This is a genomic window from Phenylobacterium sp. Root700 (assembly GCF_001429025.1).
In the GTDB taxonomy this organism is placed as follows: domain Bacteria; phylum Pseudomonadota; class Alphaproteobacteria; order Caulobacterales; family Caulobacteraceae; genus Phenylobacterium.
The window spans coordinates 1-23,640 of the sequence record NZ_LMHT01000010.1 but is presented as its reverse complement, the minus strand read 5'-3'; the positions used below and the strand labels follow the sequence as shown (position 1 = coordinate 23,640).

The window sequence follows — 23,640 nt, the reverse complement described above, 5'->3', positions numbered from 1 at the left end:
TTCAGGCCGGTCACACACACGCCCCGCTTTGGCCGCACGTGGGCGTCAGCTTGGCCGTGAGCGTCGGACGGGCGCACAGGATCTCAATTGATGTATCGTTTGATCGCTATCGCCGCGGCCCTGGCCGCCGCGGCGTCTCCGGCCCTGGCCCAGCCAGCCGGGCCGCCTGGCGGCGCACGCTTGTTCATCAGCCCGGCCGGCGAACCCTTCCGCAGCCAGGACGGCCTGGCCGAGTGGTTCGCGGCTGCTGACGCCAACCATGACGGGGCGCTGACCCTGGTCGAGCTGCGCGACGACGCCATGCGGTTCTTCAAACTGCTGGACGTCGATGGGAACGGCTCGATCGATGGGCCGGAGAACAGCCGCTACGAAACTAGGGTTGCGCCGGAGATCACCCGCCCGGACTTCGGCCTCGGCGGCCCGATGGGCGGGGCGCCGGCCAAGAAGGCGCTCATTCACAGGTCAGATCGCAAGGAGCCCAAGGTCGGCGCGGCGCGCTTCTCGCTGCTGAATGAAGCCCAGCCGGTGCGCGGGGCCGACGCCGATCTCAATCAGCGGGTCAGTTCGGAAGAATGGGCCAAGGCCGCCCGGCGCCGGTTCGAGATCCTCGACACCGACAAGGACGGCAAGCTGACCATCGAGGCCCTGCGGCCAAGGCTTTAGCGGCCCATAGATCCNTTGCTGAAGGGCTGAAAGTCCCCCTCACCCGGCCAAGCGGCCGGGAGCTCCCCCAGCGGGGGAGCATCTTCAGCTTAGGCCACCAGGACCGCCGCCGGTTCCGGGATGCTCTCGCTGAGCCGGCCGCCCATGCGGATCGCCTCCACGCGGGTCGCCAGGCCGGTCTTGTCGTCGGTCTCGACATAGACGCCGCAGATCGTGGCCGGGCCCTCGGCGGGCTTGTAACGACCGCCCGAAATCCGGGTGGTGAAGCGCCGCAGCGGCTCTTCCTTCTGGTTGCCGATGACGCTGTCATAGTCGGCGCAGGCGCCGGCGTCGGTCTGATAGGCGGTGCCGCCGTTCAGGATCTGGCAATCGGCGGTCGGCACGTGGGTGTGGGTGCCGACGACCAAGCTGGCGCGGCCGTCGCAGAAGTGGCCCATGGCCATCTTCTCGGACGTGGCCTCGGCGTGCATGTCGACCACCACGGCGTCGGCGACCATGCCGAGCGGCGCCTTGTCCAGCTCGCGGTCGACAGCGGCGAACGGATCGTCGAGCGCGTCCATGTGCACCCGGCCCAGCAGGTTGATGACCACGATACGCTTGCCGTCCTGGGTCTCGAACAGGTTCGAGCCGCGGCCCGGCGCGTCGGCCAGGATCGGATAGTTCAGCGGCCGGATCAGGCGCGGTTCGCGGACGATGTAGGTCATCGCCTCCTTCTGATCCCAGGAGTGGTTGCCGAGCGTCAGGCAATCGGCGCCGGCGTCGAACAGCTCACGCGCGGTGTTCTCGGTGATCCCAAAGCCGGCGGCGGCGTTCTCGGCGTTGACGATGACGAATTCGAGCCCCAGCCGCCGACGCAGGCCAGGCAGGTGATCGGCCAGGCCCTCGCGGCCGGCGCGGCCCACGACATCCCCAAAGAAAGCAAAGCGCATGTGAATTTCAGTCCTTTGAGACGGCCATATACCCGCTTTCCGTCAAAATGGCGTCCAGCCTTTGGTCATGGGCCTCGGCGGCGATCGCCTCGACCTGCTGGCCGGCGTAGGCCAGGCCCAGCACGAACACCGAACCGCTGGCCCGCAGCGCCTCGATGGTGCGGTCATAGTGGCCCCCGCCCTGCCCCAGGCGCAGGCCCGAGCCGTCGAAGGCGACCAGCGGGCAGACGATCAGGTCGGGACGCACGAGCGGGGCCGTGGGCGGCGGGGCCGGCACGCCGAAGCTGTCCGGCACGAGAGCGTCGCGGCCGTTCCAGACCCGGAAGTTCAGCGGCCCGTCGGCGCGATCGGCGCTGGGAAGGGCCAGCACCGCGCCGGTCGAGGCCAGCCGCCGCAACAGCGGGCCAGGATCCAGCTCCGCGCCCTGAGGCTGGTAGCCGCTGAAACAGCCGAAAGCCGGCAGTTGATCGAGGGGCAGATGATCGGCCGCGCGCTGGGCGGCGTCTGGGCAGGCGGCCGCCAGTTCGCGGCGGCGGGCGCGCATGGCCTTGCGCAGCTTGGACTTGGCGATGGGAGTGCTCACCTGTTCGCTATAGGCGAACGGTGGCGGCGCCGCGAGAGCCGTGAAGGACGGTTTTATCCCCTCGGACCTGGATAACCAGGTGGGCGCCGTTTGCCTGAACCCACGGGTCCAGACAGGGACAGCTCCCTTAGAGACGATTAAGGTCGCTGGGATAGTTTGCCTTCGACGAGAGCCGCAGCAGACCCGCCGTTACGCAAGGTAGGGCCGCGCGCCCCCAGTAACAAGCGGAGCCTACCTTTTCCTATCAAGGATGCTCCCCCGCTGGGGGAGCTCCCGGCCGCTTGGCCGGGTGAGGGGGACTTTGACCTGCCGCCGCCCCCTCCGCGCGCCACCTCCCCAGCGGGGGAGGATCTAGGCCTCAGCCCGCCGCCAGCTTTTCGATGCGCTTGGCGGCGTTTTCGAGCGCGCCGACCGCGCGGGTCTCGACGCGGGCGTGATCCGATTGCAGGCGGGCGAGTTCGGACTGCACGACCGAGAGCCGGGCCCGCAGGTCGGTCAGTTCGTCGGCCAGCAGCAGCGAGCCCATCAGGAACAGCCGCGTCTCGCCAAGTTGCCCCATGTCCTGGGACACCTGGCGCACCTGGCGGTCGAACAACCGCGCCAGTTCGATCAGGTGAGCTTCCTGGCCGTCTTCGCAGCCGACCGCGTAGGGGCGGCCGTTCACGGTGACATTGACCTGAGCCATGGCGCTTAAGCCTCCTCGGTCTGCGACGGGACGTCGTCGCCCGGTTGCCCGGCGAGCGCCGCCTTGATTTCAGCGATGGCGCGACCCAGCGCCGCAGAAGCCTCGGCGCCGGCTTCCTCCAACTCTTTCTCGCGAACGCGCGCCTGGTCCAGGTCCGCCTCGAGTTTGGCGCGATCCTGATCGAACAGGCCGCCGCCCTCGGCGCCCGCCTTGCCCGCGTGGCCAGACAGGCGTTGCTCCAACTGGGAGATCGCCCGTTCCAACCGCTTCACGGCCTGGTCGAGGGGGCTGTCGCCCACCGGCTCCCGCATGATTCGACGCTCCGAAAGTGTGTCCGTTAATCTATAGACCGCGTCGGGGCGGCGCTGAAACCCGCCCTGTGGCGTGACGCTTCCTTGATTCTTCAGTCCGTGCGTGCGACGCCGCGCGCAAATCCCGCCCAGATTCACCGGAAGAGATAATGTCCGCACCGCAGCACACCATGGCCGACGCGATCCGCGTGCTCTCGATGGACGCCGTCCACAAGGCGAAGTCGGGGCACCAAGGCATGCCGATGGGCATGGCCGATGTCGCCACCGTGCTCTGGACGAAATACCTGAAGTACGACGCCAACAAGCCCGACTGGGCTGACCGCGACCGCTTCGTGCTGTCGGCGGGCCACGGCTCGATGCTGCTCTACTCGCTGCTGCACCTGACCGGCTTCAAGGCCGTGACGATGGACCAGATCCGCGACTTCCGTCAGTGGGGCTCAAACACCGCCGGCCACCCCGAATACGGCCACACCCCGGGCGTCGAGACCACCACCGGTCCGCTGGGCCAAGGCCTCGCCACCGCCGTGGGCATGGCGATGGCTGAACGCCACCTGGCCTCGCGCTTCGGCGACGACCTGGTCGACCACCGCACCTGGGTGATCGCCGGCGACGGCTGCCTGATGGAAGGCGTCAGCCACGAGGCCGCCTCGATCGCCGGCCGCTTCAAGCTGGCCAAGCTGACCGTGCTGTTCGACGACAACAACACCACCATCGACGGTGAAGCCACCATCTCCGAGACCGGCGACCAGCTCGCCCGCTTCAAGGCCTATGGCTGGGCCGTGAAGGAAGTCGACGGCCACCACCCGGGCAAGATCGCCGCGGCCATGAAGTGGGCCACCCGCCAGAACCGCCCGACCTTCATCGCCTGCAAGACCAAGATCTCGAAGGGCGCCGGCCGCAAGGAAGGCGACCCCCACAGCCACGGCTACACCCTGTTCGACGACGAGATCGCCGACGCCCGCCTGGCCATGGGCTGGACCGCCGAGCCCTTCGTGGTGCCGGAAGAGGTCCTGAAGCCCTGGCGCGCGGCCGGCAAGAAGGGCGGCAAGGTCCGCAAGAAGTGGGAAGCCCAGCTGTCCAAGTCGGCGCTGAAGAGCGAGTTCGAACGCGCCATGCGCGGCGACCTGCCGGCCGGCGCCTTCGAGCGCATCGACGCCCACATCGCCGAGGCCGCCGCCTCCAAGCCCGCCGCCGCCACCCGCCAGCACTCCGGCTCGGCGCTGGATCACCTGGTTCCGGCCATCCCCGAACTGGTCGGCGGCTCGGCCGACCTGACCGGCTCAAACAACACCTTCGTCAAGGGCACCAAAGCCTTCGACCTGCCCGACTATGACGGCCGCTATGTCCACTACGGCGTGCGCGAGCACGGCATGGCCGCGGCGATGAACGGCATGGCCCTGCACGGCGGCGTGATCCCGTTCTCGGGCACCTTCCTGGTGTTCTCCGACTACAGCCGCCCGGCGATCCGCCTGGGCGCCCTGATGGGGACCCGAGTCATCCACGTCATGACCCACGACTCCATCGGCGTCGGCGAAGACGGCCCGACCCACCAGCCGGTGGAACATGTCGGCAGCCTGCGCATGATCCCGAACCTCAACGTCTATCGCCCGGCCGACGCGGTGGAAGCCGCCGAATGCTGGAAGCTGGCGCTGGGCACCAAGAAGACGCCGTCGGTCATGGCCCTGTCGCGCCAGAAGGTCCCGGCGGTGCGCGACTCCGGCTCCGAGAACCTCTCGGCCAAGGGCGCCTACGAACTGATCGCCGCCAGCGGCCCGGCCCAGGTGACGATCTTCGCCTCCGGCACCGAGGTCTCCATCGCCGTCGCCGCCCGCGCGACCCTGGAAGCCCAAGGCGTCGCCACCCGCGTCGTCTCGACCCCCTGCTGGGAACTGTTCAGCTTCCAATCGCCGAGCTACCAGGCCGAGGTCATCGGCACGGCGCCGGTCCGCGTCGCCGTCGAAGCCGGGCTCGGCTTTGGCTGGGAGCGGTTCATCGGTGAGCACGGCGCCTTCGTTGGCATGAAGGGCTTCGGCGCCAGCGCCCCGGCCGAGCGGCTCTACAAGGAGTTCGGCATCACCGCCGAGGCCGTGGTCGCCGCCGCCAAAGCCAAGCTGGGCTAAACACCATGCGCCTCGGTACGCCGCTCTCGCCCACCGCCGTGAAGGTCATGCTGCTCGGCTCGGGCGAGCTCGGCAAAGAGGTCGCCATCGAGCTACAGCGGCTCGGCTGCGAGGTCATCGCCGTCGACCGCTACCCGAACGCCCCGGCCCACCAGGTCGCCCACCGCAGCCACGTCATCGCCATGACCGACGCTGCGGCCCTGCGGGCCCTGGTGGAGCTGGAACGGCCGCACCTGATCGTGCCGGAGATCGAGGCGATCGCCACCGACGAACTGGTGGCGATCGAGGCCGAGGGGCTGGCCACCGTCATCCCGACGGCCCGCGCCGCCCAGCTGACCATGAACCGTGAGGGCATCCGCCGGCTGGCGGCCGAGCAGCTTGGTCTGCCGACCTCGCCCTACGCCTTCGCCTCGTCGGAGGCTGAGCTGGCCATCGCCGCCGCGCAGGTCGCCGGCTTCCCCTGCTTCGTGAAGCCGGTGATGTCGTCCTCGGGCAAGGGCCAGTCCTATGTGGAAGGCCCCGAGGGGATCGCCGCCGCCTGGCGTTACGCCCTGGAAGGCGGCCGGGTCGAACAGACCCGCGTCATCGTCGAGGGCCGGATCGAGTTCGACTTCGAGATCACCCTGCTGACCGTCCGCTCGGTCGGCGCGGACGGCGGGCCCCAAGTCAGCTTCTGCGATCCCATCGGCCACCGCCAGGTCAAGGGCGACTATGTCGAGAGCTGGCAGCCCCAGACGATGAGCCCCGCCGCCCTGGCCCGCGCCCAGCAGATCGCCCGCGAGGTCACCAACGAACTGGGCGGGCTTGGCCTGTTCGGGGTCGAGCTGTTCGTGCGCGGCGACGAGGTCTGGTTCTCCGAGGTCAGCCCGCGTCCGCACGACACCGGCCTCGTCACCCTGGTCACCCAGAACCTCAGCGAGTTCGCCCTGCACGCCCGCGCCATCCTGGGCCTGCCGGTCAATACGGACCTGCGCGAGCCCGGCGCCAGCGCGGTGATCTATGGCGGCATGGACGCCCAGGCGATCGCCTTCGAGGGCGTCGCCGAGGCGCTCAGCGTGCCCGGCGCGGACCTGCGCCTGTTCGGCAAGCCGCAGGCCTTCGAGCGCCGCCGCATGGGCGTGGCCCTGGCGCGCGGAGCCGATACCGACCAGGCCCGCGAACGCGCCCATGACGCCGCCTCGCGGGTGAAGCCCGTCGCCGGCTAGTAAGCCCGCTTGGCGGAACGCCCTGGCCGTGATTGAACTTCGGCCATGGTCCGCAGCCTGATCGCCATCCTGGTGCTCCTCGCCGTCGCGCTCAACGCGCCGATGGCGATGGCGAATCCGGCTCCGGCGATGGCCGCGACGATGGCCATGAGCCCGACCGATCAGCCCATGGGCGATTGCGGCGCACCCGCGCACGAGACCTGCAAGATCGTCTGCGTGGTCTGCCACGCGATCCCCAACGCCCCGCCGCGGTTTGACGCGCGGCCGGTCGCCTTCACCGCCCTCACCGCTGAGAGCCCGCAGCGGATGATCGGATTGAACCCCGCGCCGGAAACACCGCCCCCGCGCGCCTGAGGGACGTCCTCCTCCAAGGTTCAATCACATCACGGCCCGCGTGGCCGAAAGGACGAAACATGAAAATCGCAATGAAGACCCTGGCGGTCGCCGCCTTTCTCACCGTCGTGAGCGGCGGAGCGGCCTTCGCCGCCGAGCAGGCGATGAAGATGGACTGTTGCGCCAAGTGCGAGTGCTGCAAGGACAAGGCGTCGGACGGCAAGCCCGCCCAGCCGCCGGCTGAGCATCAGCACTAACTAAGCCGACCGGCGGGCGCGGCCTTGCGGTCGCGTCCGCCAAATTCGAACCTGTCAGCCTCCCGGCGAGGGCTTCAGCGCCGTCTCGGCGATATGCCAGCTAAGCTGCTGGGGCGTGGCGCCTGGCACGTCGTTGACGCGGCGTAGGCGCACCTCGCCCTTCATGTGCACCGGGCCGCCGGTCTTCAGCTTGCCGTAGATCACCACCGGCACCGCGACATAGAGCGACCCTGCCGCCCCCTCGATTTCGCCCGGCGCGCCGATCTCGGCGTTATAGCTCTCGTACTTGTCGAAGCTCGCGGCGAAGTCCTTGGCCGCCATGCCGCTGGCCTTGCCGCCGTCGCTCCAGAGAGCCCAGGCCTCGGGGTATTTTTTCTCGGCGACCAGGGCGTAATAGGTCTGCACCACATTGGCCGCGCCCTGGGCGTTCTGCGGCGTGAACGGCCCCTCGGAGACCGGCCTGCGCTCGTCCGGCAGGCCGCCGGGCGCGCCAGGCGCAGGCGGGGCGGCGGCGGTCTCTCCGGGCGCTTTGCAGTTCACGCCCGAGGCGCTGGCGATATCCTCGCCCGAGGCCAGCGGGCTGAGCTGACCCTGATCCATGCCCTTGGTCCACCACTGCAGGCCCTCGCCGATATAGCGCGCGCCGCTGGCCGAGATGGCGATCTTCAGGGTGCGCTTCATCCCGCCGACATCGACCACGGCGGTGTCGGCGTCAGGATAGCTGGCGCGAACCGTGCGCCCGTCCTCGCACGCATAGACCGTGACCGGCGCGGCCTGCGCCGCCGGTTGCGGCGGGGGCGCCTTTTCAGGCGCCTTGCCGCAGCCCGCCAGGCCCATTGCCGCCATCGCCGCGACCGCGGTCAGTTGGTGAAGGTTCGCCACTCTGCTGCTTCCTCTATTGCTCAGCGCCAGCCGAAGCGTCCGAACCCTGTTCCTGTTCCCGCCCAGGTCGATGAAAACGATACCATGGCCTGTTGCGGCCAGACTTTACCCTCCCGGGGTTGACTCCCCGGCCCCCGACCTCAAGAAACCGCCCCAAATCAATTGGCTCAGGAGTTCTCTCGATGACCGTTCGCGTCGCCATCAATGGTTTCGGCCGTATCGGCAGGCTGGTCCTGCGTTCGATCGTCGAGCATGCGCGACAAGATATCGAGGTCGTCGCGATCAACGACCTGGGTCCCGTCGAGACCAACGCCCACCTGCTGCGCTACGACAGCGTCCATGGCCGTTTCCCGGGCAACGTCGTCGTTGACGGCGACACCATCGACGTGGGCTTCGGCAAGATCAAGGTCACGGCCATCCGTGATCCCAAGGACCTGCCGCACAAGGACCTGGGCGTCGACATCGCCCTGGAGTGCACCGGCCTCTTCACCACCCGCGACAAGGCCGCCGCCCACCTGGAAGCCGGCGCCAAGCGCGTGATCGTCTCGGCGCCTTGCGACAACGCCGACAAGACCATCGTCTACGGCGTGAACCACCAGACCCTGACCGCCAGCGACCTGGTCATCTCCAACGCGTCCTGCACCACCAACTGCCTGGCCCCGATCGCCAAGGTGCTGCACGACCTGGCCGGCATCGAGCGCGGCTACATGACCACGATCCACTCCTACACCGGCGACCAGCCGACGCTGGACACCATGCACAAGGACCTCTACCGCGCCCGCGCCGCGGCGATGTCCATGATCCCGACCTCGACCGGCGCCGCCAAGGCGCTGGGCCTGGTGATCCCCGAACTGGTCGGCAAGCTGGACGGCTCCTCGATCCGCGTTCCGACCCCCAACGTCTCGGTCGTCGACCTGACCTGGGTCCCTGGCCGTTCGATCACCAAGGAAGAGATCAACGAGGCCCTGTCGGCCGCCGCGGCCTCCGGCCCGCTGAAGGGCGTGCTGGCAGTGACCAACGATCCGCTGGTCTCGATCGACTTCAACCACATCGCCGCCTCCTCGACGGCGGCTCTGGCCCAGACCCAGGTGATCGACGGCGGCCTCGGCCGCGTCCTGTCCTGGTACGACAACGAGTGGGGCTTCTCGACCCGCATGAGCGACACCGCCGTGGCGCTCGCCAAGCTGATCTAAACCTCTGCGACGGGCGCCCTCGAAAGACGGCGCCCGTTTCACTTCTCGGACCCCACTGGCCCCCGGAACCTTCCGGGCGACCGGAGCCTTCGCATGACCTTCCGCACCCTCGACGACGCCGACCTCGCCGGCAAACGCGCCCTGGTGCGCGTGGACTTCAACGTGCCGATGGCTGAGGGCGAGGTGTCGGACGACACGCGCCTGCGCGCGGCCGTGCCGACCATCGAGAAGCTGCGCGCCGGCGGCGCGACCGTGATCCTGTTGGCCCACTTCGACCGCCCCAAGGGCAAGCGCGTGCCGGAGATGACCCTGGCGCCGATCGCCGGCGCCCTGGCCAAGGTCCTGGGCTCGCCGGTCGCCTTCGCCGACGACTGCGTCGGCCCGGTCGCGGCTGCGGCCGTCGCCGCCCTGAAGGCCGGCGACGTGCTGCTGCTCGAAAACGTCCGCTTCCATGCAGGCGAGGAACAGAACGATCCGGAGTTCGCCAAGGCCCTGGCCGCGAACGGCGACCTCTATGTGAACGACGCCTTCTCGGCGGCGCACCGCGCCCACGCCTCGACCGAGGGCCTGGCCCACCTGCTGCCGGCCTATGCGGGCGAGCAGATGCGGCTGGAGCTCACCGCGCTCGACAAGGCGCTGGGCAATCCCGAGCGCCCGGTGATGGGCATTGTCGGCGGCTCCAAGGTGTCGACCAAGCTCGACCTGCTGCGCAACCTGGTGACCAAGCTGGACAAGCTGGCCATCGGCGGCGGCATGGCCAACACCTTCCTCTACGCCCAGGGCCACGACGTCGGGGCGTCCTATTGCGAGAAGGACCTGGCCGAGACCGCGCGCGACATCATCCGCCTGGCCGGCCAGAACAACTGCAAGCTCTTCCTGCCGATCGACATCGTGGTGGCCGAGAAGATGGCGCCCGGCGCCGCGGCCCGCGTGCGCAGCCTGGGCGCGGTCGACGAGGACGAACGGATCCTGGACGCCGGCCCCGAGAGCGTCGAGCGACTCTGCCGCGCCATGGCCAATTCCAAGACCCTGATCTGGAACGGCCCGCTCGGCGTGTTCGAGATCCCGCCCTTCGACAAGGGCACCATGACCGCCGCCCACTTTGCGGCCGAACTGGTGAGGGAAGGCAAGTTGGTGGCTGTGGCCGGCGGGGGTGATACAGTCGCCGCCCTCAACGCGGCCGGCTGCGCCGAAGATTTTACGTTCGTCTCGACGGCGGGCGGCGCGTTTCTTGAATGGATGGAAGGCAAGCAGCTGCCCGGAGTGGCGGCGCTGGCCAATTAACGACCAACTACGGAGGGCAGGGCATGGCCCGAGTTACTTTGAGACAACTTCTGGATCACGCGGCCGAGCAAGGCTACGCGGTCCCGGCGTTCAATATCAACAATATGGAACAGGCGCTGGCGATCATGGAGGCCGCTGAGGCCACCGACTCGCCGGTGATCATGCAGGCGTCGCGCGGCGCCCGCTCCTATGCCAACGACATCGTGCTGAAGCACCTGATCGACGCGATGGCCGAGCTGTATCCGCACATCCCGATCTGCATGCACCAGGACCACGGCAACAACGAAGCCACCTGCGCCACGGCGATCCAGTACGGCTTCACCTCGGTGATGATGGACGGCTCGCTGATGGCCGACGCCAAGACCCCGGCCGACTACGACTACAATGTCCGCGTGACCCGCAGCGTCGTGGACATGGCCCACTGGGTCGGCGCCTCGGTCGAGGGCGAGCTGGGCGTGCTCGGCAGCCTTGAGACCGGCATGGGCGAGAAGGAAGACGGCCACGGCTTCGAAGGCGTTCTGGGCCACGACCAGCTGCTGACCGATCCCGACCAGGCCGTCGAGTTCGTGAAGGCCACCCAGGTCGACGCCCTGGCCATCGCCATGGGCACCAGCCACGGGGCCTACAAGTTCACCCGCAAGCCGGACGGCGACGTCCTGGCCATGGGCGTGATCGAGGAAATCCACCGCCGCCTGCCCAACACCCACCTGGTGATGCACGGCTCCTCCTCGGTGCCGCAGGACTTGCAGGATCTGATCAACCAATACGGCGGCGAGATGCCCCAGACCTGGGGCGTGCCGGTCGAAGAGATCCAGCGCGGCATCAAGCACGGCGTGCGCAAGATCAACATCGACACCGACAACCGGATGGCCATCACCGCGGCGATCCGGAAAGTCTTCGTCGAGAAGCCGGGCGAGTTCGATCCGCGCGGCTACCTGAAGCCCGCCAAGGAAGCCATGCGCGCCATCTGCGTGCAGCGCTTCGAGGAGTTCGGCACGGCCGGTCACGCTCACAAGATCAAGCCGATCCCGCTGTCGGAAATGGCCAAACGCTACGCCTCCGGCGAGCTGGCCCCGAAGATCGGCGTCACCCGCCAAGCCGCCGAGTAGACCCTAGCCTCTGATCTACCGCAGAGCCGTCGCCCCACCGGGCGGCGGCTTTTGCATGTCGGCCGCCCGGGCCAGCGGCAGAACCTCGCGGCGCAAGGCCGCCCCGAACGCCGCCGGATCGGCGATCATGGCGCTGTGTCCGGCCTTGGGCAGCACGACGCCGACCTTATGCGGCGCCCGGATCTGATCCAGCCACCCGGCCGACAGCGTCGGATCATCCCACTCGCCCTGGATGACGACGATCGGGACCTGGTAGTCGAGCCCCAGGGACGCGGCCTGGAACCGGCCGTGCTCCTGGCTCACCTCGGTGAAGTGGCGCCGGGCGGCCTTATCGGCCGCCTGCGCGGCCAGTAATTCGCGGAGGCTCCATCCGGGCAGGGTGAGCGCCAAGTTCCGCAAGTCGGCCGCCGAGCCTTCGCTCGGCCTGACCGCCGCATCGAGAGCCCAGAGCGTCTCTTCCTGGGCGGCGTCATAGGGTGGCGGCCCCAGGGTCCTGAGCCCCGCGAGAGTCGCCTCGTCGCCCGCATCACGCGCCCAGCCCAAGGCCTGATCGTAGTAACGCTGCGGCTCGGCAGGCTGATCGATTTCCTGGCCCGTCCCCACATAGACCGAGAACAGGTCCGGCCGCGCCTTGATCATTTTCAGCCCGCTGATCGAGCCAAACGACACGCCGACCAGGGCGATCTTCTCCTTGCCCAGACGGCCGCGCAGATACTCAGCCAGCGCGATCCCGTCGGCCGCGAGCCGATCCTGGGTCAGGGCCGGGTCGATCACGCCGCCGGCCCGCGCGAAGGTCTTGCCGGCGCCCTGCCGATCCCAATGGACCAGGGTGAAGTCGCGTTCATAGGACTGAATCAGCGACATGCGCAGGTGGCTGGTCCCGCCGGGACCGCCGGCGTCGATCAACAGCACCGGGTTGTTGCGATTCTGGCCACGGATCGTGACCCATTGCTCGACGCCGTTCAGCCGCACGAAGCGGGACTCCTGAACGCCCTGGGGCGTCCGGATCGCCAGCTGCTCGGCCATCTGGTGTTGGCGCCAAGCGCGGTAACCCGCCGCGCCGCCCAACAGGACGCCAAGGCCGATCACCCCCGCCAGCGCCCATCTTGCGAACCGACGCATCGGTCACTCCTCACCAGCCCACACGCAAGAGATGGTGGATGCTACCTATGGTCAAGCTTTGGCGGGGATCGGAACTCTTCGGCCCGCCCGCGGCTTGCTAGGTCATGAAGACCTTCTTCGCCTGCTTCCTCGGCTTTGCTGTCCTGGCCGCGTTCGGCGGCTGGATTTTCTATGCCGGGTCGCGCATCGGCGGCGGCTGGGACGCCCTGACGCCGGTCCTGCTCTATGTCGTCGGCGGCCTGCTGACCGTGGGGGCGCTGGCCGGCGGCTTGATGTGGCTGGCCTTCTATTCGGCGCGGCGCGGCTATGACGAACCCTATGACGTCAACCACCCGCGCGGCAGGCGGCGTTGATCACCTGGCCTGAAACGCAAATGGCCGGGACAAGCCCGGCCACGACGTCTCGCGTTGGTCGGCGACCTAGTGGCCGCCGGCGCCTTCGAGCTCGCCGAGCGCGCTCTGCAGGTAGTTCTGCTCGCCCAGCGACTTCACCAGGCTGAGCTGGGTTTCGAGGAAGTCGATGTGCTCCTCGGTGTCGGTGAGGATCTCGCGCAGGATCTGGCGGGTGACGTAGTCCTCGGCGGCCTCGCACTCCTTGATGCCGGCGATCTGGTCGGCGCGGCCGCTGACCTCGACCGACAGGTCAGAGGTCATGCACTCGGGCACAGTCTCGCCGATCTTCAGCTTGTGCAGGTCCTGCAGGTTGGGCAGGCCGTCGAGGAACAGGATGCGCTTGATGAGCTTGTCGGCGTGCTTCATCTCGCCGATGGACTCGTCATAGGTGATCTTGGCGAGGCGGGCGAAACCCCAGTTTTCGTACATCCGCGCATGCAGGAAGTACTGGTTCACCGCAGTGAGCTCGTTGGTGAGCACAGCGTTCAACCGCCGAATGATGGCCTTGTCGCCTTGCATATGAACCTCCTCGAATCCGTTTCGAGGGGCAAACTCTTACCCACGGCGATGTGAGTCAAAGCCTATGTTTGCAAGTGATTCCGCGTTTCGTTCGCAAGCTTGCGAAGCGACCTATTCGGCGGCGTAGCGCAGGGCCTCGCCCTGCTCGCTGATCATCTGGCGCATCTCGCAAACGCAGCGCGCGCATTGGGCTTGCGAGCCGCATGCGCGGAACACCTCGGCCGGGCGCGTCGCGCCGGCGTCGATGGCGGCGCGGACTTCGCGCTCACGGATGCCGTTACAATTGCAGATGTACAAGGCAGTTTCTCTCTGACGACCCGGCATATGTAGCAAATGCGAACGCCGTTGCAAATCATTTGCAAGTTGCACGCCACCGCCCTGCGGCGGTTTGTCGCTGAAGCGAAGCTTGGCCCGACACGTTGCTTGGCGTGGAGTGGGAGGTGTCCGCCGTCAACGGCGAGGGCGGCGCCAGAGCTGGGGACTACGGCGGATGGACGTCGACGCCTTGATTCCGCCTGGGCTGCAGTTCGCTCCTACTGTTGCGTTCCACATCATCTTCTCGAATCTGGCGATCGGCTTGGCTGGCTACCTCGCGGTCCTCGAGGGACTTTGGCTCGCGACACGCAATGAAGTCTTCAAGGCCCTCTATGTTTTCTGGCTGAAAATCTTCGCCGTCTCGCTTTGCCTCAGCGTCGTGACGAGCCTGGCGATGAGCTACCCCGTGATCGCCTGGGAGATGCTGGCGCCCCTGGTCCTGGCGGCGAGCCTCCTCGCGATCATGCTGTTCGGCTGGAAGAAGGCGGGGCCTGGCCTGCACGCCGCGGCCACCGTTCTGATCGCGCTCGGCGCGCTGATCTGGGCCTTCTGGGTCAGCTCGGCCTACAGCTGGGTGCCCCTTTCCCCCAGCTCCGCCTCGCGGCTGATGCACGTGACGCTCGCCGCCTACCTGACCACCGCCCTGGTGGTCGGCGCGGCCTCGGCCTGGCGGCTGCTGAAGCGCCAGGACGAGCTGGAGTCGCAGATGAGCCTGCGCATGGCCGTGGGCATACTCGCCATTGTCGCGCCGATGCAGCTGCTGGTCGGGGACATGTCCGGCAAGGACGTCATGCTGCCGCAGCCGGCCAAACTGGCCGCCGTCGAGACGTTCTGGGGGACCGAGCAGGCGTTCCACCTCACCGCCCTGCCCCGCGCGGCCGAAGCACGGGACTTGAGGCCCCTCGCCCCCGGGGACGGCGGGCCGACAGCGATCTCCTTCTGGTCGTTCCGGGTCATGGCCGGCCTGGGCGTGGCGATGATCGTGCTGGGCGCCTGGGGCGCCTGGCTGTGCGCGCGCAGCGCGCCGGAACGCTCCGGGGCCTTTCTCCGCGCCTGCGTCGTCATGGGACCGGCCGGCTTTGTCGCCGCGATCACCGGCTGGACCATCGCCATGCTGCAAGCCACGGGCGGCCCCCAGCCCGTGAGCGCCAACCAGGTCTCGGCCTGGATGTCAGGCTTGCTGGTCATCTGCGCGGCGGGCGCGCTCTATATCCTGCGCCTGGTCGCGCAGGGGCCGGCTGGACCGGCGCCCCGATGAACGCCCTGTCGCCCGACTACAGGCGGGGTTAGAAGGCGCCATGACCGCCGATTGCCGCCTCTATCTGATCACCCCGCCGCGCCTGGACGATCTGCCCGCCTTCGCTCAACTGCTGGCGCAGACGCTGGACGCCGGCGACGTCGCCGCCCTGCAGATCCGCATGAAGGACCAGCCCGACGAGGTGATCGCCGCCGCCGTCGCGGCGCTGGCCCCCATCGCCCAGGCGCGCGGCGTGGCGGTGATCTTGAACGACCGGCCCGACCTGGCCGCCAAGCTGGGCTGCGACGGCGTCCATGTCGGCCAGTCCGACGCTCCGCTCGGCGAGGCCCGCAAGCTGATGGGCAAGGACGCGATGATCGGCGTCACCTGCCACGACAGCCGCCACCTGGCGATGGAGGCCGCCGAGGGCGGGGCCGACTATGTAGCCTTCGGGGCGTTCTTCCCGACCACCACCAAGGACGCGCCCACCCAGGCCGAGCCGGAAATCCTGACCATCTGGCAGCAGTTCATGGAGACCCCGTGCGTCGCCATCGGCGGGATCAACGCGGAAAACGCCGCGGGCCTGGCCGCGGCGGGCGCCGATTTCCTGGCGGTTTCGGCCGGCGTCTGGGCCCATCCGCAAGGCCCCGTCGCGGCGGTGAAGGCCATCGAAGCGGCCATCGCTCAGGGCTTGTCGCAGCGGGGTTGAGGCCTATCCTTGCCTTGAGGCCCTGCTCCCACTAGGTTCCGCGCCTCGAATTTCCGCCTTTCCGGCGCGTTTGGCGCACCCTGGGCGCTAGAACTGGAACACCTGTGTCGACGCAAACCGCCCTTCTGAAAGTGATGTCCGACGCCGCCCGCAAGGCGGCCCGGGGCCTGAACCGTGATTTCGGCGAGCTTTCCGAGCTGCAGGTGTCGCGCAAGGCGCCGGCTGATTTCGTCTCCGCCGCCGACCTCAAGGCCGAGCAAGCCGTGTTCGAAGCGCTGGAAAAGGCCCGTCCCGGCTATAGCTTCCTCGGCGAGGAACGCGGCCTGATCGAAGGCACCGACAAGACCCACACCTGGATCGTCGACCCGCTGGACGGCACCACCAACTTCCTGCACGCCATCCCGCACTTCGCGATCAACATCGCCCTGCAGCGCGAAGGCGCGATCGTGGCGGCGGTGACCTACAACCCGGTCACCAACGAGCTGTTCTGGGCCGAAAAGGGCAAGGGCTGCTTCGTCAACGACAAGCGCCTGCGCGTCGCCGGCCGCAAGCACCTGGACGAGAGCGTGCTGGGCACCGGCATCCCGTTCCTGGGCCACGGCCAGCACGCCCGGTTCCTGAAGGAACTGCACCAGATCAGCCAGCGCGTCGCCGGCGTCCGCCGCTTCGGCGCCGCCTCGCTGGACCTGGCCTACGTGGCCGCCGGCCGCCTGGACGGGTTCTGGGAACGCGACCTGAAGCCCTGGGACATGGCCGCGGGTCTGCTGATGATCCAGGAAGCTGGCGGCAAGGTCACCGACATGGACGGCGGCGAAGACATGCTGACCAACGGCTCGATCTGCACCGCCAACCTCGAACTGCACCCGCTGATGCTCGATAAGCTGAAGGCCGCCGGCTAGAGCTTGGCCTTGACGGAGATGTCATCGAGGACGGCTAAGTCGTCCTCATGCATCTGACCCGCCGCGCCTTCACCGCCGCCACCGCCGCCGCCCTTGCGGCGACGCCCGCCCTGGCCAGCCCGGCGCGCAAGCCGATCGTGATCGCCCATCGCGGGGCCAGCGGAGAGCGGCCCGAGCACACGCTGATGGGCTATCGCCTGGCCGTCGACCAGGGCTGCGACTTCATCGAACCCGACCTGGTGCTGACCATGGACGGCGTCCTGGTGGTTCGTCACGAGAACGAGATCTCCGGGACCACCGACATCGCCTCGCGGCGCGAATTCGCGGTCCGCCGCACGGCCAAGTTCATCGACGGCGAAAAGGTCGAGGGCTGGTTCGCCGAAGACTTTACGTTGGCCGAACTGAAGACCCTGCGCGCCCGCGAGCGCCTGCCCGACCTGCGTCCCGGCAGCGCCAAGTTCGACGGCCGCGAAGCCGTCCCGACCTTCCAGGAAGTCATCGACCTGGCCACGGCTGAGAGCCGCCGCGTCGGCCGCACGATCGGCGTCTATCCTGAGATGAAGCACCCGGCGTTTCTGGCCAGCCTGGGCCTGCCGATCGAGGCGCGACTGGCCGCCGCCTTGAAGACCAACGGCCTGGACGCGCGCGACGCCCCCGTGTTCGTCCAGTGCTTCGAAGCCGCCCCGCTGGCGACCTTCAAGACCCTCTCCAAGGCTCGCCGCGTGCAGCTGGTCGGCGCCGGCAACCCTGCCATGGTCAGCGCCGAGGGCCTGAAGGCCATCGCACAATACGCCGACGGGGTAGGCCCCGACTGGTCGATGGTCCTGCCGACCCTGGACGGCGCGCTGGGCCCGCCCAGCGCCCTGGTGGCCGACGCCCACGCCGTGGGCCTCCTGGTCCATCCCTGGACCGTGCGCGCCGAGAACCGCTTCCTGCCGGCCAAGCTGCGGCGCGGAACCTCGCTCGCCGAGCATGGCGACGCTGAAGCCGTCTTCCTCGCGCTCTACGCCGCGGGGGTCGACGGCGTGTTCAGCGACTTCCCCGGCCTCGCCGTCGCCGCGCGGGGCTAACCCCCTCAGTCGGCTACGCCGACAGCTCCCCCAGCGGGGGAGCATCTATTGTGCGCGATCCTCCCCCGCTGGGGGAAGTGGCGCGCGAAGCGCGACGGAGGGGGCCTAAGCCGCGGCATCCCCGAACTGCAAAGCCGCCAGGCGGGAGTAAAGACCGCCCCTGGCCGCGAGTTCGCCGTGCGTGCCCTGCTCGACCACCTTGCCGCCGTCCATGACCACGATGCGGTCGGCCTTCAGCACGGTGGCCAGGCGGTGGGCGATGACCAGGGTGGTGTGGCCGACCATGGCGCTCTCCAGCGCCCGCTGCACCAATTGCTCGTTCTCGGCGTCCAGCGCGCTGGTGGCCTCGTCGAGCAGCAGGATCGGGGTCTCGCGGATCAGGGCGCGGGCGATGGCCAGCCGCTGGCGCTGACCGCCCGACAGGCTGCGGGCGCGGTCGCCGAGCGGGGTCTCGAAGCCCTGCGGCAGGGCGTCCAGGAAGGTCTCGGCCTGGGCGGCCTGGGCGACGGCGCGGATGGCGACCAGATCAGCGTCCTGGCGACCGAAGCGGATGTTCTCCACCGCCGACCCCGAGAACAGCGGCGAGTCCTGGGCGACCAGCGCCATGCGGGCGCGGACCTGCGCGGGATCGGCGTCGCGCAGGTCGACGCCGTCCAGGCGGATCGTCCCGCTCTGCGGGTCATAGAAGCGCAGCAGCAGCCGGAAGACGGTGCTCTTGCCCGAGCCCGAGGGGCCGACCAGGGCGACCCGCTCGCCAGGCGCCACGTTCAGGGAGAAGCCGCTGAGCGCCAGGGCGTCGGGACGGCCGGGATAGGCGAAGCTGACGTCCTCGAACGCGATCTCGCCGCGCGCCGGGACCGGCAGCGCCTTGGGCGCCGGCGGGGCGGCGATGGACGGCTTGGCGGCCAGCAGCTCGGAGATCCGCTCCATGGCGCCAGCGGCCTTCTGGACGTCGCCCCAGGTCTCGCCCAGGGCGCCGACCGAGCCGGCGGCCATCACAGAGAGGAAGGCGAACTGGAACAGCGCGCCCCAGGTCATCTCGCCGCGCAGTCCGGCATGGACGCCCAGCCAGAAGATCACCACCACGCCGCCGAAGACCAGGCCGATAACCAGGGCGGTCATGATGGCGCGCGCCGTCATCCGGCGCAGGGAGGTCTGGAACGAGCTTTCGACCGCGTCGCCGAACCGCGCCGCGCCGGCGTCCTCGCGCCCGAAGGCCTGTACAGTCTCCAGAGCGTCGAGGGTTTCACCGGCGTGGCCGACGGCGGCCGCGAACTGGTCCTGGGTCGACATGGTCAGCTTGCGCACCCGCCTGCCGAACAGGAACAGCGGCGCCAGCACGAACGGGAAGATGCCCAACACCAGGCCCGTCATGCCGGGACTGACGATCACCAGCAGGATCAGCGCGCCGATCAGGGTCAGCAGGTTGCGCAGCGCCACGGAGATAGATGTGGAGAGCAGGCTTTCGACGATCTGGATGTCGGTGGTCAGGCGCGAGAGCACCTCGCCCGTACGCGTCTTTAAGAAGAAGGTCGGGTCGAGAGTGAGAATGTGGGCGTAGGCGGCCTTGCGCAGGTCGGCGGTGATCCGCTCGCCCAGCTTGGTCACAAAGAAGTAGCGCAGGGCGCTGGAGGCGGCGAGCGCCAGGGCCACCCCGCCGATCAGCCAGAACCAGGGATCGACCGTCGCGGCGCTGGCCTTGGGTCCGGTCAGATGGTCGACCAGCAACCGCACGGCGCCGGAGAGGCCCAGGGTCGAGGCCGTCGCGGTCATCAGGAACAGGCCCGCCCAGGCCGCGTCGCCCTTATGCAGGGCCAGGAACGGCGTCAGGCGGCCGAGCGCCTTGACGTTGCGGCTACGCGCGCGGCGGTCGGCGGCTTCGTTCAGATCTTGGGCCAATGCGGCGCCCGCGCTGGGGCGACCGGGGGCGGGAGCCTCAGGGGCCAAATCACTCATATAAACTAGCGCCCTTGCTCTTACCGCGCCTTTTCCTGTATACGCGCGGCTTCCTCGCGCCTGCCATCTCTGGCGGAGCGATATATTCCTGCCGCTCCTTTACGTCGGTTGCCCTCTCGATGAAACAAGACACCCACCCCGACTATCATTTCATCACCGTGGTGATGACCGACGGCACGAGCTATCAGACGCGCTCGACGTACGGCAAAGAAGGCGCGACGCTGAATTTGGATATTGATCCGAAGACGCACCCGGCCTGGACGGGCGGCAACCAGCACATGCTGGACCGCGGCGGCCGCGTGTCGCGCTTCAACGCCAAGTTCGGCGCCTTTACCCGCAAGTAGGCCCCTGCGGCGCGCTCAGCGCGCCCTGGCGCCTCACAAGCGAACAAACGCCGCGTCCCGTGCGCGGCGTTTTTTGCGTGGCTGGTCGTCAACGATTGGCATCCCGGAAAGCGCTCAGCGCTTGTCCGGGACCTATGAACACCTGATCGTGGAGATCAGGGCGCCTGGATAAGGATCGCCCTGATCAAGGATTCATTCGGCGCGCTCGGCGCGAATGGATCCCGGACAAGCGCTACGCGCTTTCCGGGATGACACCTGAGAGAAGCTTAAGCCCCGAAGGCGGCTTGCAGGCGGTCGAACTGGGACAACACCGGGTTCGGGACCTCGATGGTGGTCTCTTCAACGTACATGCGGCGGTCCAGGTGACGGACGCGCTCATAGAGCCGCTCAGAACGGTCCAGCAGCGCCAGCAGGCCTGAAGGCAGGTCTTCGGTGGTGGCGCCGCGGCAGACGTCTTCGGCGCCGAGCCGGTAGCGTTCCTCGCAGGCGCCCTCGGGCGGCATGTCGCCCTCACGCACCGCGCGCTGCACCAGCAGCCAGGAGGCCACCTGCATCAGCCGGGTGGTGAGCCGCATGCTCTCGGCCGCATAGGCCAGAGCCGCGCTGCGCGACAGCAGCTTGGATTCCTGTCGGCCGGAGCCGTCCAGATAGCCGGCGGTCTCCTCGACGAGGTCCATGCCTTCCTGAAAGGTCCGGTCGAACAACTCGGACCGGGCGAAGTCCTGGATCACGTCCGCTCGCCAGGCGCCCGCCGGGGCAAATCCATCGGTCATGAAAGCACTTAGCCTCTAAAAACTTCGCCCGCTTCGGAATGCGGCGCTCGGACCGATGGGCTTGCAACCCCCGTGCCAAACGTAAACATCCGTTATCGATGATCGTCGTTTACGTTCGGTTAGCCGTGAGCACGATCAGCTTGGGCGTGAGAATAGCGCGTCGGCCTCGGCGCGGCCCGCACGCTTACGCTCAATCTGGGCACGACATCGGGCGATTTCGGCTTCCAGGGCTTCGATACGCTCTTCCAGCTCGGCGACCGCGTAGAGTTCAAGGTCCTCGCGCATCGCCTCGGTCAGGCGCTGGCCGCGCCCCACACGGACTTCCACGGGTTCTTCCACCAAGAGCCTCCCTTTGCCGGGCGTCCTTCGACGTCTATCTGAGCACGTAAGGAAACTTTACCCGCAAAAATACCGGAGGGCACACCCGTGAGCGAAACCATGACCGCCATCGCTGTGGAGGGCGGGCGAGGACCTGCGGAAAACCTGAAGGCGGTTTCGATTCCGCGACCGGTTCCCGGTCCAGGCCAGATCCTGATCAAGGTCCATGCGGCCGGCGTGAACCGTCCCGACATCATCCAGCGCCTGGGCGCCTACGCCCCGCCGCCCGGCGCGCCCGACACGATGGGCCTCGAAGTCGCCGGCGAGGTCGTGGTCGCGGCCGGACGCTGGAAGGTGGGCGACAAGGTCTGCGCCCTGCTGGGCGGCGGCGGCTACGCCGAATACGCCGCCTGCGACGCGCGCCACGCCCTGCCGATCCCGGCCGGCTTCGACTATGTGCAGGCCGCCGCCCTGCCCGAGACGGTGTTCACCGTCTTCGCCAATGTGTTCGAGCATGGGAGCCTGAAGGCCGGCGAGACCGTGATGATCCACGGCGCGACGTCCGGCATCGGGACAACGGCGATACAGATGGCCAAGGCCGCCGGCGCCCGGGTGATCGCCACCGGCCGCGGCGCCGGCAAGGCCACCGAGGCGCTGAAGCTGGGCGCCGACCTCAGCGTCGACGTCACCACCCAGGACTTCGCCGAGGTCGCCAAGGCCGACGGCGGCGTCGACGTGATCCTGGACATGGTCGGCGGCGACTATTTCGCCAAGGGCCTGGCCTCGATCCGCACCGGCGGGCGCATCGTCTACATCGCCAGCCAGGCCGGCGCGGAAGTGACCTTGCCGATCTTCGCCCTGATGATGAAGCGCGCGGTGATCACCGGCTCGACCCTGCGGCCCCGCGACGCCGACGAGAAGGCCCGCCTGACGGCGGCCGTCGAGGCGACCGTCTGGCCCTGGATCGCGGCGGGCAAGCTGACGCCGCAGATCGACAAGACCTTCCCGTTGGCGGAGGCCGCCGCGGCCCACGCCTATCTCGAAGCCGGCGGCCACGTCGGCAAGGTGATGCTGATCGCCGCCTGACTCTTTCCTCCCCCATCCTGATGGGGGAGCAACCATGTTCAGGCTGGGGGTTGTCGCAGCCATGGCTGTCCTCGGCTGAGGACGAGATTTGCGGCCTCGACGAGTTTTCGCATGACGGCGACGATGACGAGTTTTGGCGGCTTGCCGCGGGCGAGCAGCTGTTCTGCGAAGGCCCTGAGGGCGGGATCCCAGCGCTTGGCGGCGAGGGCGGCGATATAGAGCATCCGCCGCGGCCGGCTGCGTCCGCCGCCGATGAAGCGCTGGCCCTTGTACTGTCCGCTGTCGCGGGCGAAGGGCGCGACGCCGATCAGCGAGGCGGCTTGGCCGCGCCGCATCTGGCCGAGTTCGGGCATGCGGATGACGTGGGTGGCCGCCACGATCGGTCCGAAGCCAGGCAGCGAGACGAGCAGTCTGTAACGGGCGAGCAGGTCGTCGTGGGCTTTGATCTGCTTGAGGATCTCGGCGGCGAGCTTGGCCTTTAGCGCGGTCATGGCGGCGATCTGGACACAGACGGCCTGGGTCAGGTCCGCCAGGGTGACGTGCTCCAGGAAGGTCTTGAGCTGGGCGGCCTGGTCGGTGATCTGCTCATAGGTGGTCAACCGCTCGGCCAGCGCTTGCAGTCGAGGATCCTGGGCGGCCCGCACCGCATCCACCTGCGCGGTGGCCGCGGCGATCAGCTGGGCGTCGAGCCGGTCGGTCTTGGCCCGCCAGCGCTTCATTTGAGCGAAGCGCCGGACCTCGATGGGCTGGTGCACCACCACCTCGAAGCCCGCGGCCTCCAAGGCCTGTCGCACGGCGCGCTCGTAGCCGCCGGTGGCCTCCAGCCCCACCCGGCCCACCGCGCGGGCCTTCAGCCAGCCGATCAGCTCGCTGAACCCGGCCGGCGCATTATCGACCTGCGTCGTGTCCTCCAGGCCATGCACCGCGCCATCCAACTTCGACTTGCCGACATCGATCCCGGCGATCTTCGTGCTAGTTTGGCGCTGTTCCATCGACCCATCCTTGTGGCTTCGGACCCAAAGTCCCTGCAACCATCCGGGTCATGAAACGCCAGCGGCGACCCTGCTCCCCCACAGTCCACAAAGGCTCAGGGGAAAACGGTCCCTCCGCAGGCTGTCCGCCTGGCGCGCCTAACGCCAGGCGGACGTCCCGGAAGACAGCCGCAAACTACCAGCGTTCCAACAAACAAGGGGGACCGCCCGAAGGGTGGTGGTGGGGGCGAGACTGGGCTCTGAGCTTGAGGCCGCCCCCTCCACCGCTTCGCGGTCCCCCTCCCCCGCTACTGTTCAGACCGGAGACATCGGTGACGGGTGTTCGGAGACATCCGTGACAGGTTGAGGATGATC

27 protein-coding genes and 1 other RNA gene are annotated in these 23,640 nt (G+C 68.4%); 15 read left to right on the top strand and 13 right to left on the bottom strand.

Translation table 11 applies throughout. From position 1 onward, the window contains the following. The first annotated feature begins 90 nt into the window (after nt 1-90). Nucleotides 91-663 carry a hypothetical protein gene (locus ASE02_RS04955; RefSeq protein WP_056731755.1) on the top strand — a complete coding sequence of 191 codons (573 nt, stop codon included), beginning with the start codon at nt 91-93 and terminating at the stop codon, nt 661-663. 89 nt (nt 664-752) lie between these two features. Here ASE02_RS04955 and ASE02_RS04950 read toward each other — a convergent pair whose 3' ends face one another. From ASE02_RS04950 to ASE02_RS04935, 5 genes are all read right to left on the bottom strand, one after another. Then, complete coding sequence (locus tag ASE02_RS04950) at nt 753-1,592, bottom strand: TIGR00282 family metallophosphoesterase (RefSeq protein ID WP_056731753.1); 840 nt, start codon at nt 1,590-1,592, stop codon at nt 753-755. A gap of 7 nt (nt 1,593-1,599) precedes the next feature. After that, entirely contained in the window at nt 1,600-2,175 is a 576-nt protein-coding gene (locus tag ASE02_RS04945) for a 5-formyltetrahydrofolate cyclo-ligase (RefSeq protein WP_235536614.1), read from the bottom strand. A gap of 23 nt (nt 2,176-2,198) precedes the next feature. Then, nucleotides 2,199-2,359: non-coding RNA, 6S RNA (gene ssrS, locus ASE02_RS21935), on the bottom strand. Nucleotides 2,360-2,533: 174 nt separating this feature from the next. Then, nucleotides 2,534-2,860, bottom strand: a complete 327-nt coding sequence (locus ASE02_RS04940; protein WP_056731751.1) for a cell division protein ZapA — start codon at nt 2,858-2,860, stop codon at nt 2,534-2,536. Between the two features lie 5 nt (nt 2,861-2,865). Next, the gene (locus tag ASE02_RS04935; RefSeq protein WP_056731749.1) at nt 2,866-3,171 is read right to left on the bottom strand and encodes a DUF4164 family protein; all 306 of its coding nucleotides are present in this window, start codon (nt 3,169-3,171) and stop codon (nt 2,866-2,868) included. Between the two features lie 149 nt (nt 3,172-3,320). Here ASE02_RS04935 and tkt point away from each other — a divergent pair, with 149 nt between their 5' ends. Genes tkt through ASE02_RS22215 form a run of 4 tightly spaced genes read left to right on the top strand, consistent with a single transcriptional unit; the run spans nt 3,321 to nt 7,086 of the window. Then, nucleotides 3,321-5,291, top strand: coding sequence for a transketolase (tkt, locus tag ASE02_RS04930; RefSeq protein WP_056731747.1), 1,971 nt, complete (start codon nt 3,321-3,323; stop codon nt 5,289-5,291). Between the two features lie 5 nt (nt 5,292-5,296). Next, nucleotides 5,297-6,496 carry a formate-dependent phosphoribosylglycinamide formyltransferase gene (gene purT, locus ASE02_RS04925; protein WP_056731745.1) on the top strand — a complete coding sequence of 400 codons (1,200 nt, stop codon included), beginning with the start codon at nt 5,297-5,299 and terminating at the stop codon, nt 6,494-6,496. Nucleotides 6,497-6,541: 45 nt separating this feature from the next. Next, the gene (locus tag ASE02_RS04920; RefSeq protein WP_056731743.1) at nt 6,542-6,850 is read left to right on the top strand and encodes a hypothetical protein; all 309 of its coding nucleotides are present in this window, start codon (nt 6,542-6,544) and stop codon (nt 6,848-6,850) included. Between the two features lie 59 nt (nt 6,851-6,909). After that, complete coding sequence (locus ASE02_RS22215; RefSeq protein WP_156405909.1) at nt 6,910-7,086, top strand: hypothetical protein; 177 nt, start codon at nt 6,910-6,912, stop codon at nt 7,084-7,086. A 54-nt stretch (nt 7,087-7,140) separates the two neighbouring features. On the opposite strand, the gene ASE02_RS04915 is transcribed toward ASE02_RS22215, so the two are convergent. Next, nucleotides 7,141-7,968: an MliC family protein gene (locus ASE02_RS04915; RefSeq protein ID WP_056731741.1), complete on the bottom strand. Its 828-nt coding sequence runs from the start codon at nt 7,966-7,968 to the stop codon at nt 7,141-7,143. Between the two features lie 182 nt (nt 7,969-8,150). Here ASE02_RS04915 and gap point away from each other — a divergent pair, with 182 nt between their 5' ends. The 3 genes from gap (at nt 8,151) to fba (ending at nt 11,554) form a co-directional block, all read left to right on the top strand. After that, entirely contained in the window at nt 8,151-9,161 is a 1,011-nt protein-coding gene (gene gap / locus ASE02_RS04910; protein WP_056731739.1) for a type I glyceraldehyde-3-phosphate dehydrogenase, read from the top strand. A gap of 93 nt (nt 9,162-9,254) precedes the next feature. Then, nucleotides 9,255-10,445, top strand: coding sequence for a phosphoglycerate kinase (gene pgk / locus ASE02_RS04905; RefSeq protein ID WP_056731737.1), 1,191 nt, complete (start codon nt 9,255-9,257; stop codon nt 10,443-10,445). A 23-nt stretch (nt 10,446-10,468) separates the two neighbouring features. Then, entirely contained in the window at nt 10,469-11,554 is a 1,086-nt protein-coding gene (gene fba / locus ASE02_RS04900) for a class II fructose-bisphosphate aldolase (protein WP_056731735.1), read from the top strand. A gap of 15 nt (nt 11,555-11,569) precedes the next feature. Here the strand turns inward: fba and ASE02_RS04895 are convergent, their stop codons facing one another. Further along, nucleotides 11,570-12,676 carry an alpha/beta fold hydrolase gene (locus tag ASE02_RS04895; RefSeq protein WP_056731733.1) on the bottom strand — a complete coding sequence of 369 codons (1,107 nt, stop codon included), beginning with the start codon at nt 12,674-12,676 and terminating at the stop codon, nt 11,570-11,572. Between the two features lie 104 nt (nt 12,677-12,780). On the opposite strand from ASE02_RS04895, the gene ASE02_RS04890 reads away from it, so the two are divergent. Then, on the top strand, nt 12,781-13,029 hold the full coding sequence (locus tag ASE02_RS04890) for a hypothetical protein (RefSeq protein ID WP_056731731.1): 249 nt from the start codon (nt 12,781-12,783) through the stop codon (nt 13,027-13,029). Between the two features lie 66 nt (nt 13,030-13,095). Here ASE02_RS04890 and bfr read toward each other — a convergent pair whose 3' ends face one another. Both bfr and ASE02_RS04880 read right to left on the bottom strand, forming a co-directional pair. After that, nucleotides 13,096-13,587 carry a bacterioferritin gene (gene bfr, locus ASE02_RS04885; protein ID WP_056731729.1) on the bottom strand — a complete coding sequence of 164 codons (492 nt, stop codon included), beginning with the start codon at nt 13,585-13,587 and terminating at the stop codon, nt 13,096-13,098. Nucleotides 13,588-13,698: 111 nt separating this feature from the next. Next, the gene (locus tag ASE02_RS04880) at nt 13,699-13,884 is read right to left on the bottom strand and encodes a bacterioferritin-associated ferredoxin (protein WP_056731727.1); all 186 of its coding nucleotides are present in this window, start codon (nt 13,882-13,884) and stop codon (nt 13,699-13,701) included. A 193-nt stretch (nt 13,885-14,077) separates the two neighbouring features. On the opposite strand from ASE02_RS04880, the gene ASE02_RS04875 reads away from it, so the two are divergent. The 4 genes from ASE02_RS04875 to ASE02_RS04860 all read left to right on the top strand — a co-directional run bounded on the left by ASE02_RS04875 (nt 14,078) and on the right by ASE02_RS04860 (nt 17,817). After that, nucleotides 14,078-15,160 carry a cytochrome ubiquinol oxidase subunit I gene (locus ASE02_RS04875; protein WP_056731725.1) on the top strand — a complete coding sequence of 361 codons (1,083 nt, stop codon included), beginning with the start codon at nt 14,078-14,080 and terminating at the stop codon, nt 15,158-15,160. Nucleotides 15,161-15,200: 40 nt separating this feature from the next. Further along, on the top strand, nt 15,201-15,848 hold the full coding sequence (gene thiE / locus ASE02_RS04870) for a thiamine phosphate synthase (RefSeq protein ID WP_056731723.1): 648 nt from the start codon (nt 15,201-15,203) through the stop codon (nt 15,846-15,848). Nucleotides 15,849-15,952: 104 nt separating this feature from the next. After that, a complete protein-coding gene (locus tag ASE02_RS04865) occupies nt 15,953-16,747 on the top strand; it encodes an inositol monophosphatase family protein (protein WP_056731721.1) in 795 nt (264 codons plus the stop codon). A gap of 47 nt (nt 16,748-16,794) precedes the next feature. After that, complete coding sequence (locus tag ASE02_RS04860; protein ID WP_056731719.1) at nt 16,795-17,817, top strand: glycerophosphodiester phosphodiesterase; 1,023 nt, start codon at nt 16,795-16,797, stop codon at nt 17,815-17,817. 105 nt (nt 17,818-17,922) lie between these two features. Here ASE02_RS04860 and ASE02_RS04855 read toward each other — a convergent pair whose 3' ends face one another. After that, nucleotides 17,923-19,773: an ABC transporter transmembrane domain-containing protein gene (locus ASE02_RS04855; RefSeq protein ID WP_056731717.1), complete on the bottom strand. Its 1,851-nt coding sequence runs from the start codon at nt 19,771-19,773 to the stop codon at nt 17,923-17,925. Between the two features lie 119 nt (nt 19,774-19,892). Here ASE02_RS04855 and rpmE point away from each other — a divergent pair, with 119 nt between their 5' ends. Further along, entirely contained in the window at nt 19,893-20,117 is a 225-nt protein-coding gene (rpmE, locus tag ASE02_RS04850) for a 50S ribosomal protein L31 (RefSeq protein ID WP_056731714.1), read from the top strand. Nucleotides 20,118-20,383: 266 nt separating this feature from the next. On the opposite strand, the gene ASE02_RS04845 is transcribed toward rpmE, so the two are convergent. Next, entirely contained in the window at nt 20,384-20,890 is a 507-nt protein-coding gene (locus tag ASE02_RS04845; RefSeq protein ID WP_056731712.1) for a DUF1465 family protein, read from the bottom strand. 135 nt (nt 20,891-21,025) lie between these two features. Beyond that, nucleotides 21,026-21,232, bottom strand: a complete 207-nt coding sequence (locus tag ASE02_RS04840; protein WP_056731709.1) for a DUF1192 domain-containing protein — start codon at nt 21,230-21,232, stop codon at nt 21,026-21,028. Nucleotides 21,233-21,316: 84 nt separating this feature from the next. Here ASE02_RS04840 and ASE02_RS04835 point away from each other — a divergent pair, with 84 nt between their 5' ends. Beyond that, the gene (locus ASE02_RS04835) at nt 21,317-22,294 is read left to right on the top strand and encodes an NAD(P)H-quinone oxidoreductase (RefSeq protein WP_056731708.1); all 978 of its coding nucleotides are present in this window, start codon (nt 21,317-21,319) and stop codon (nt 22,292-22,294) included. Between the two features lie 38 nt (nt 22,295-22,332). On the opposite strand, the gene ASE02_RS04830 is transcribed toward ASE02_RS04835, so the two are convergent. After that, entirely contained in the window at nt 22,333-23,286 is a 954-nt protein-coding gene (locus ASE02_RS04830) for an IS110 family transposase (RefSeq protein ID WP_056731706.1), read from the bottom strand. Nucleotides 23,287-23,640: the final 354 nt, after the last annotated feature.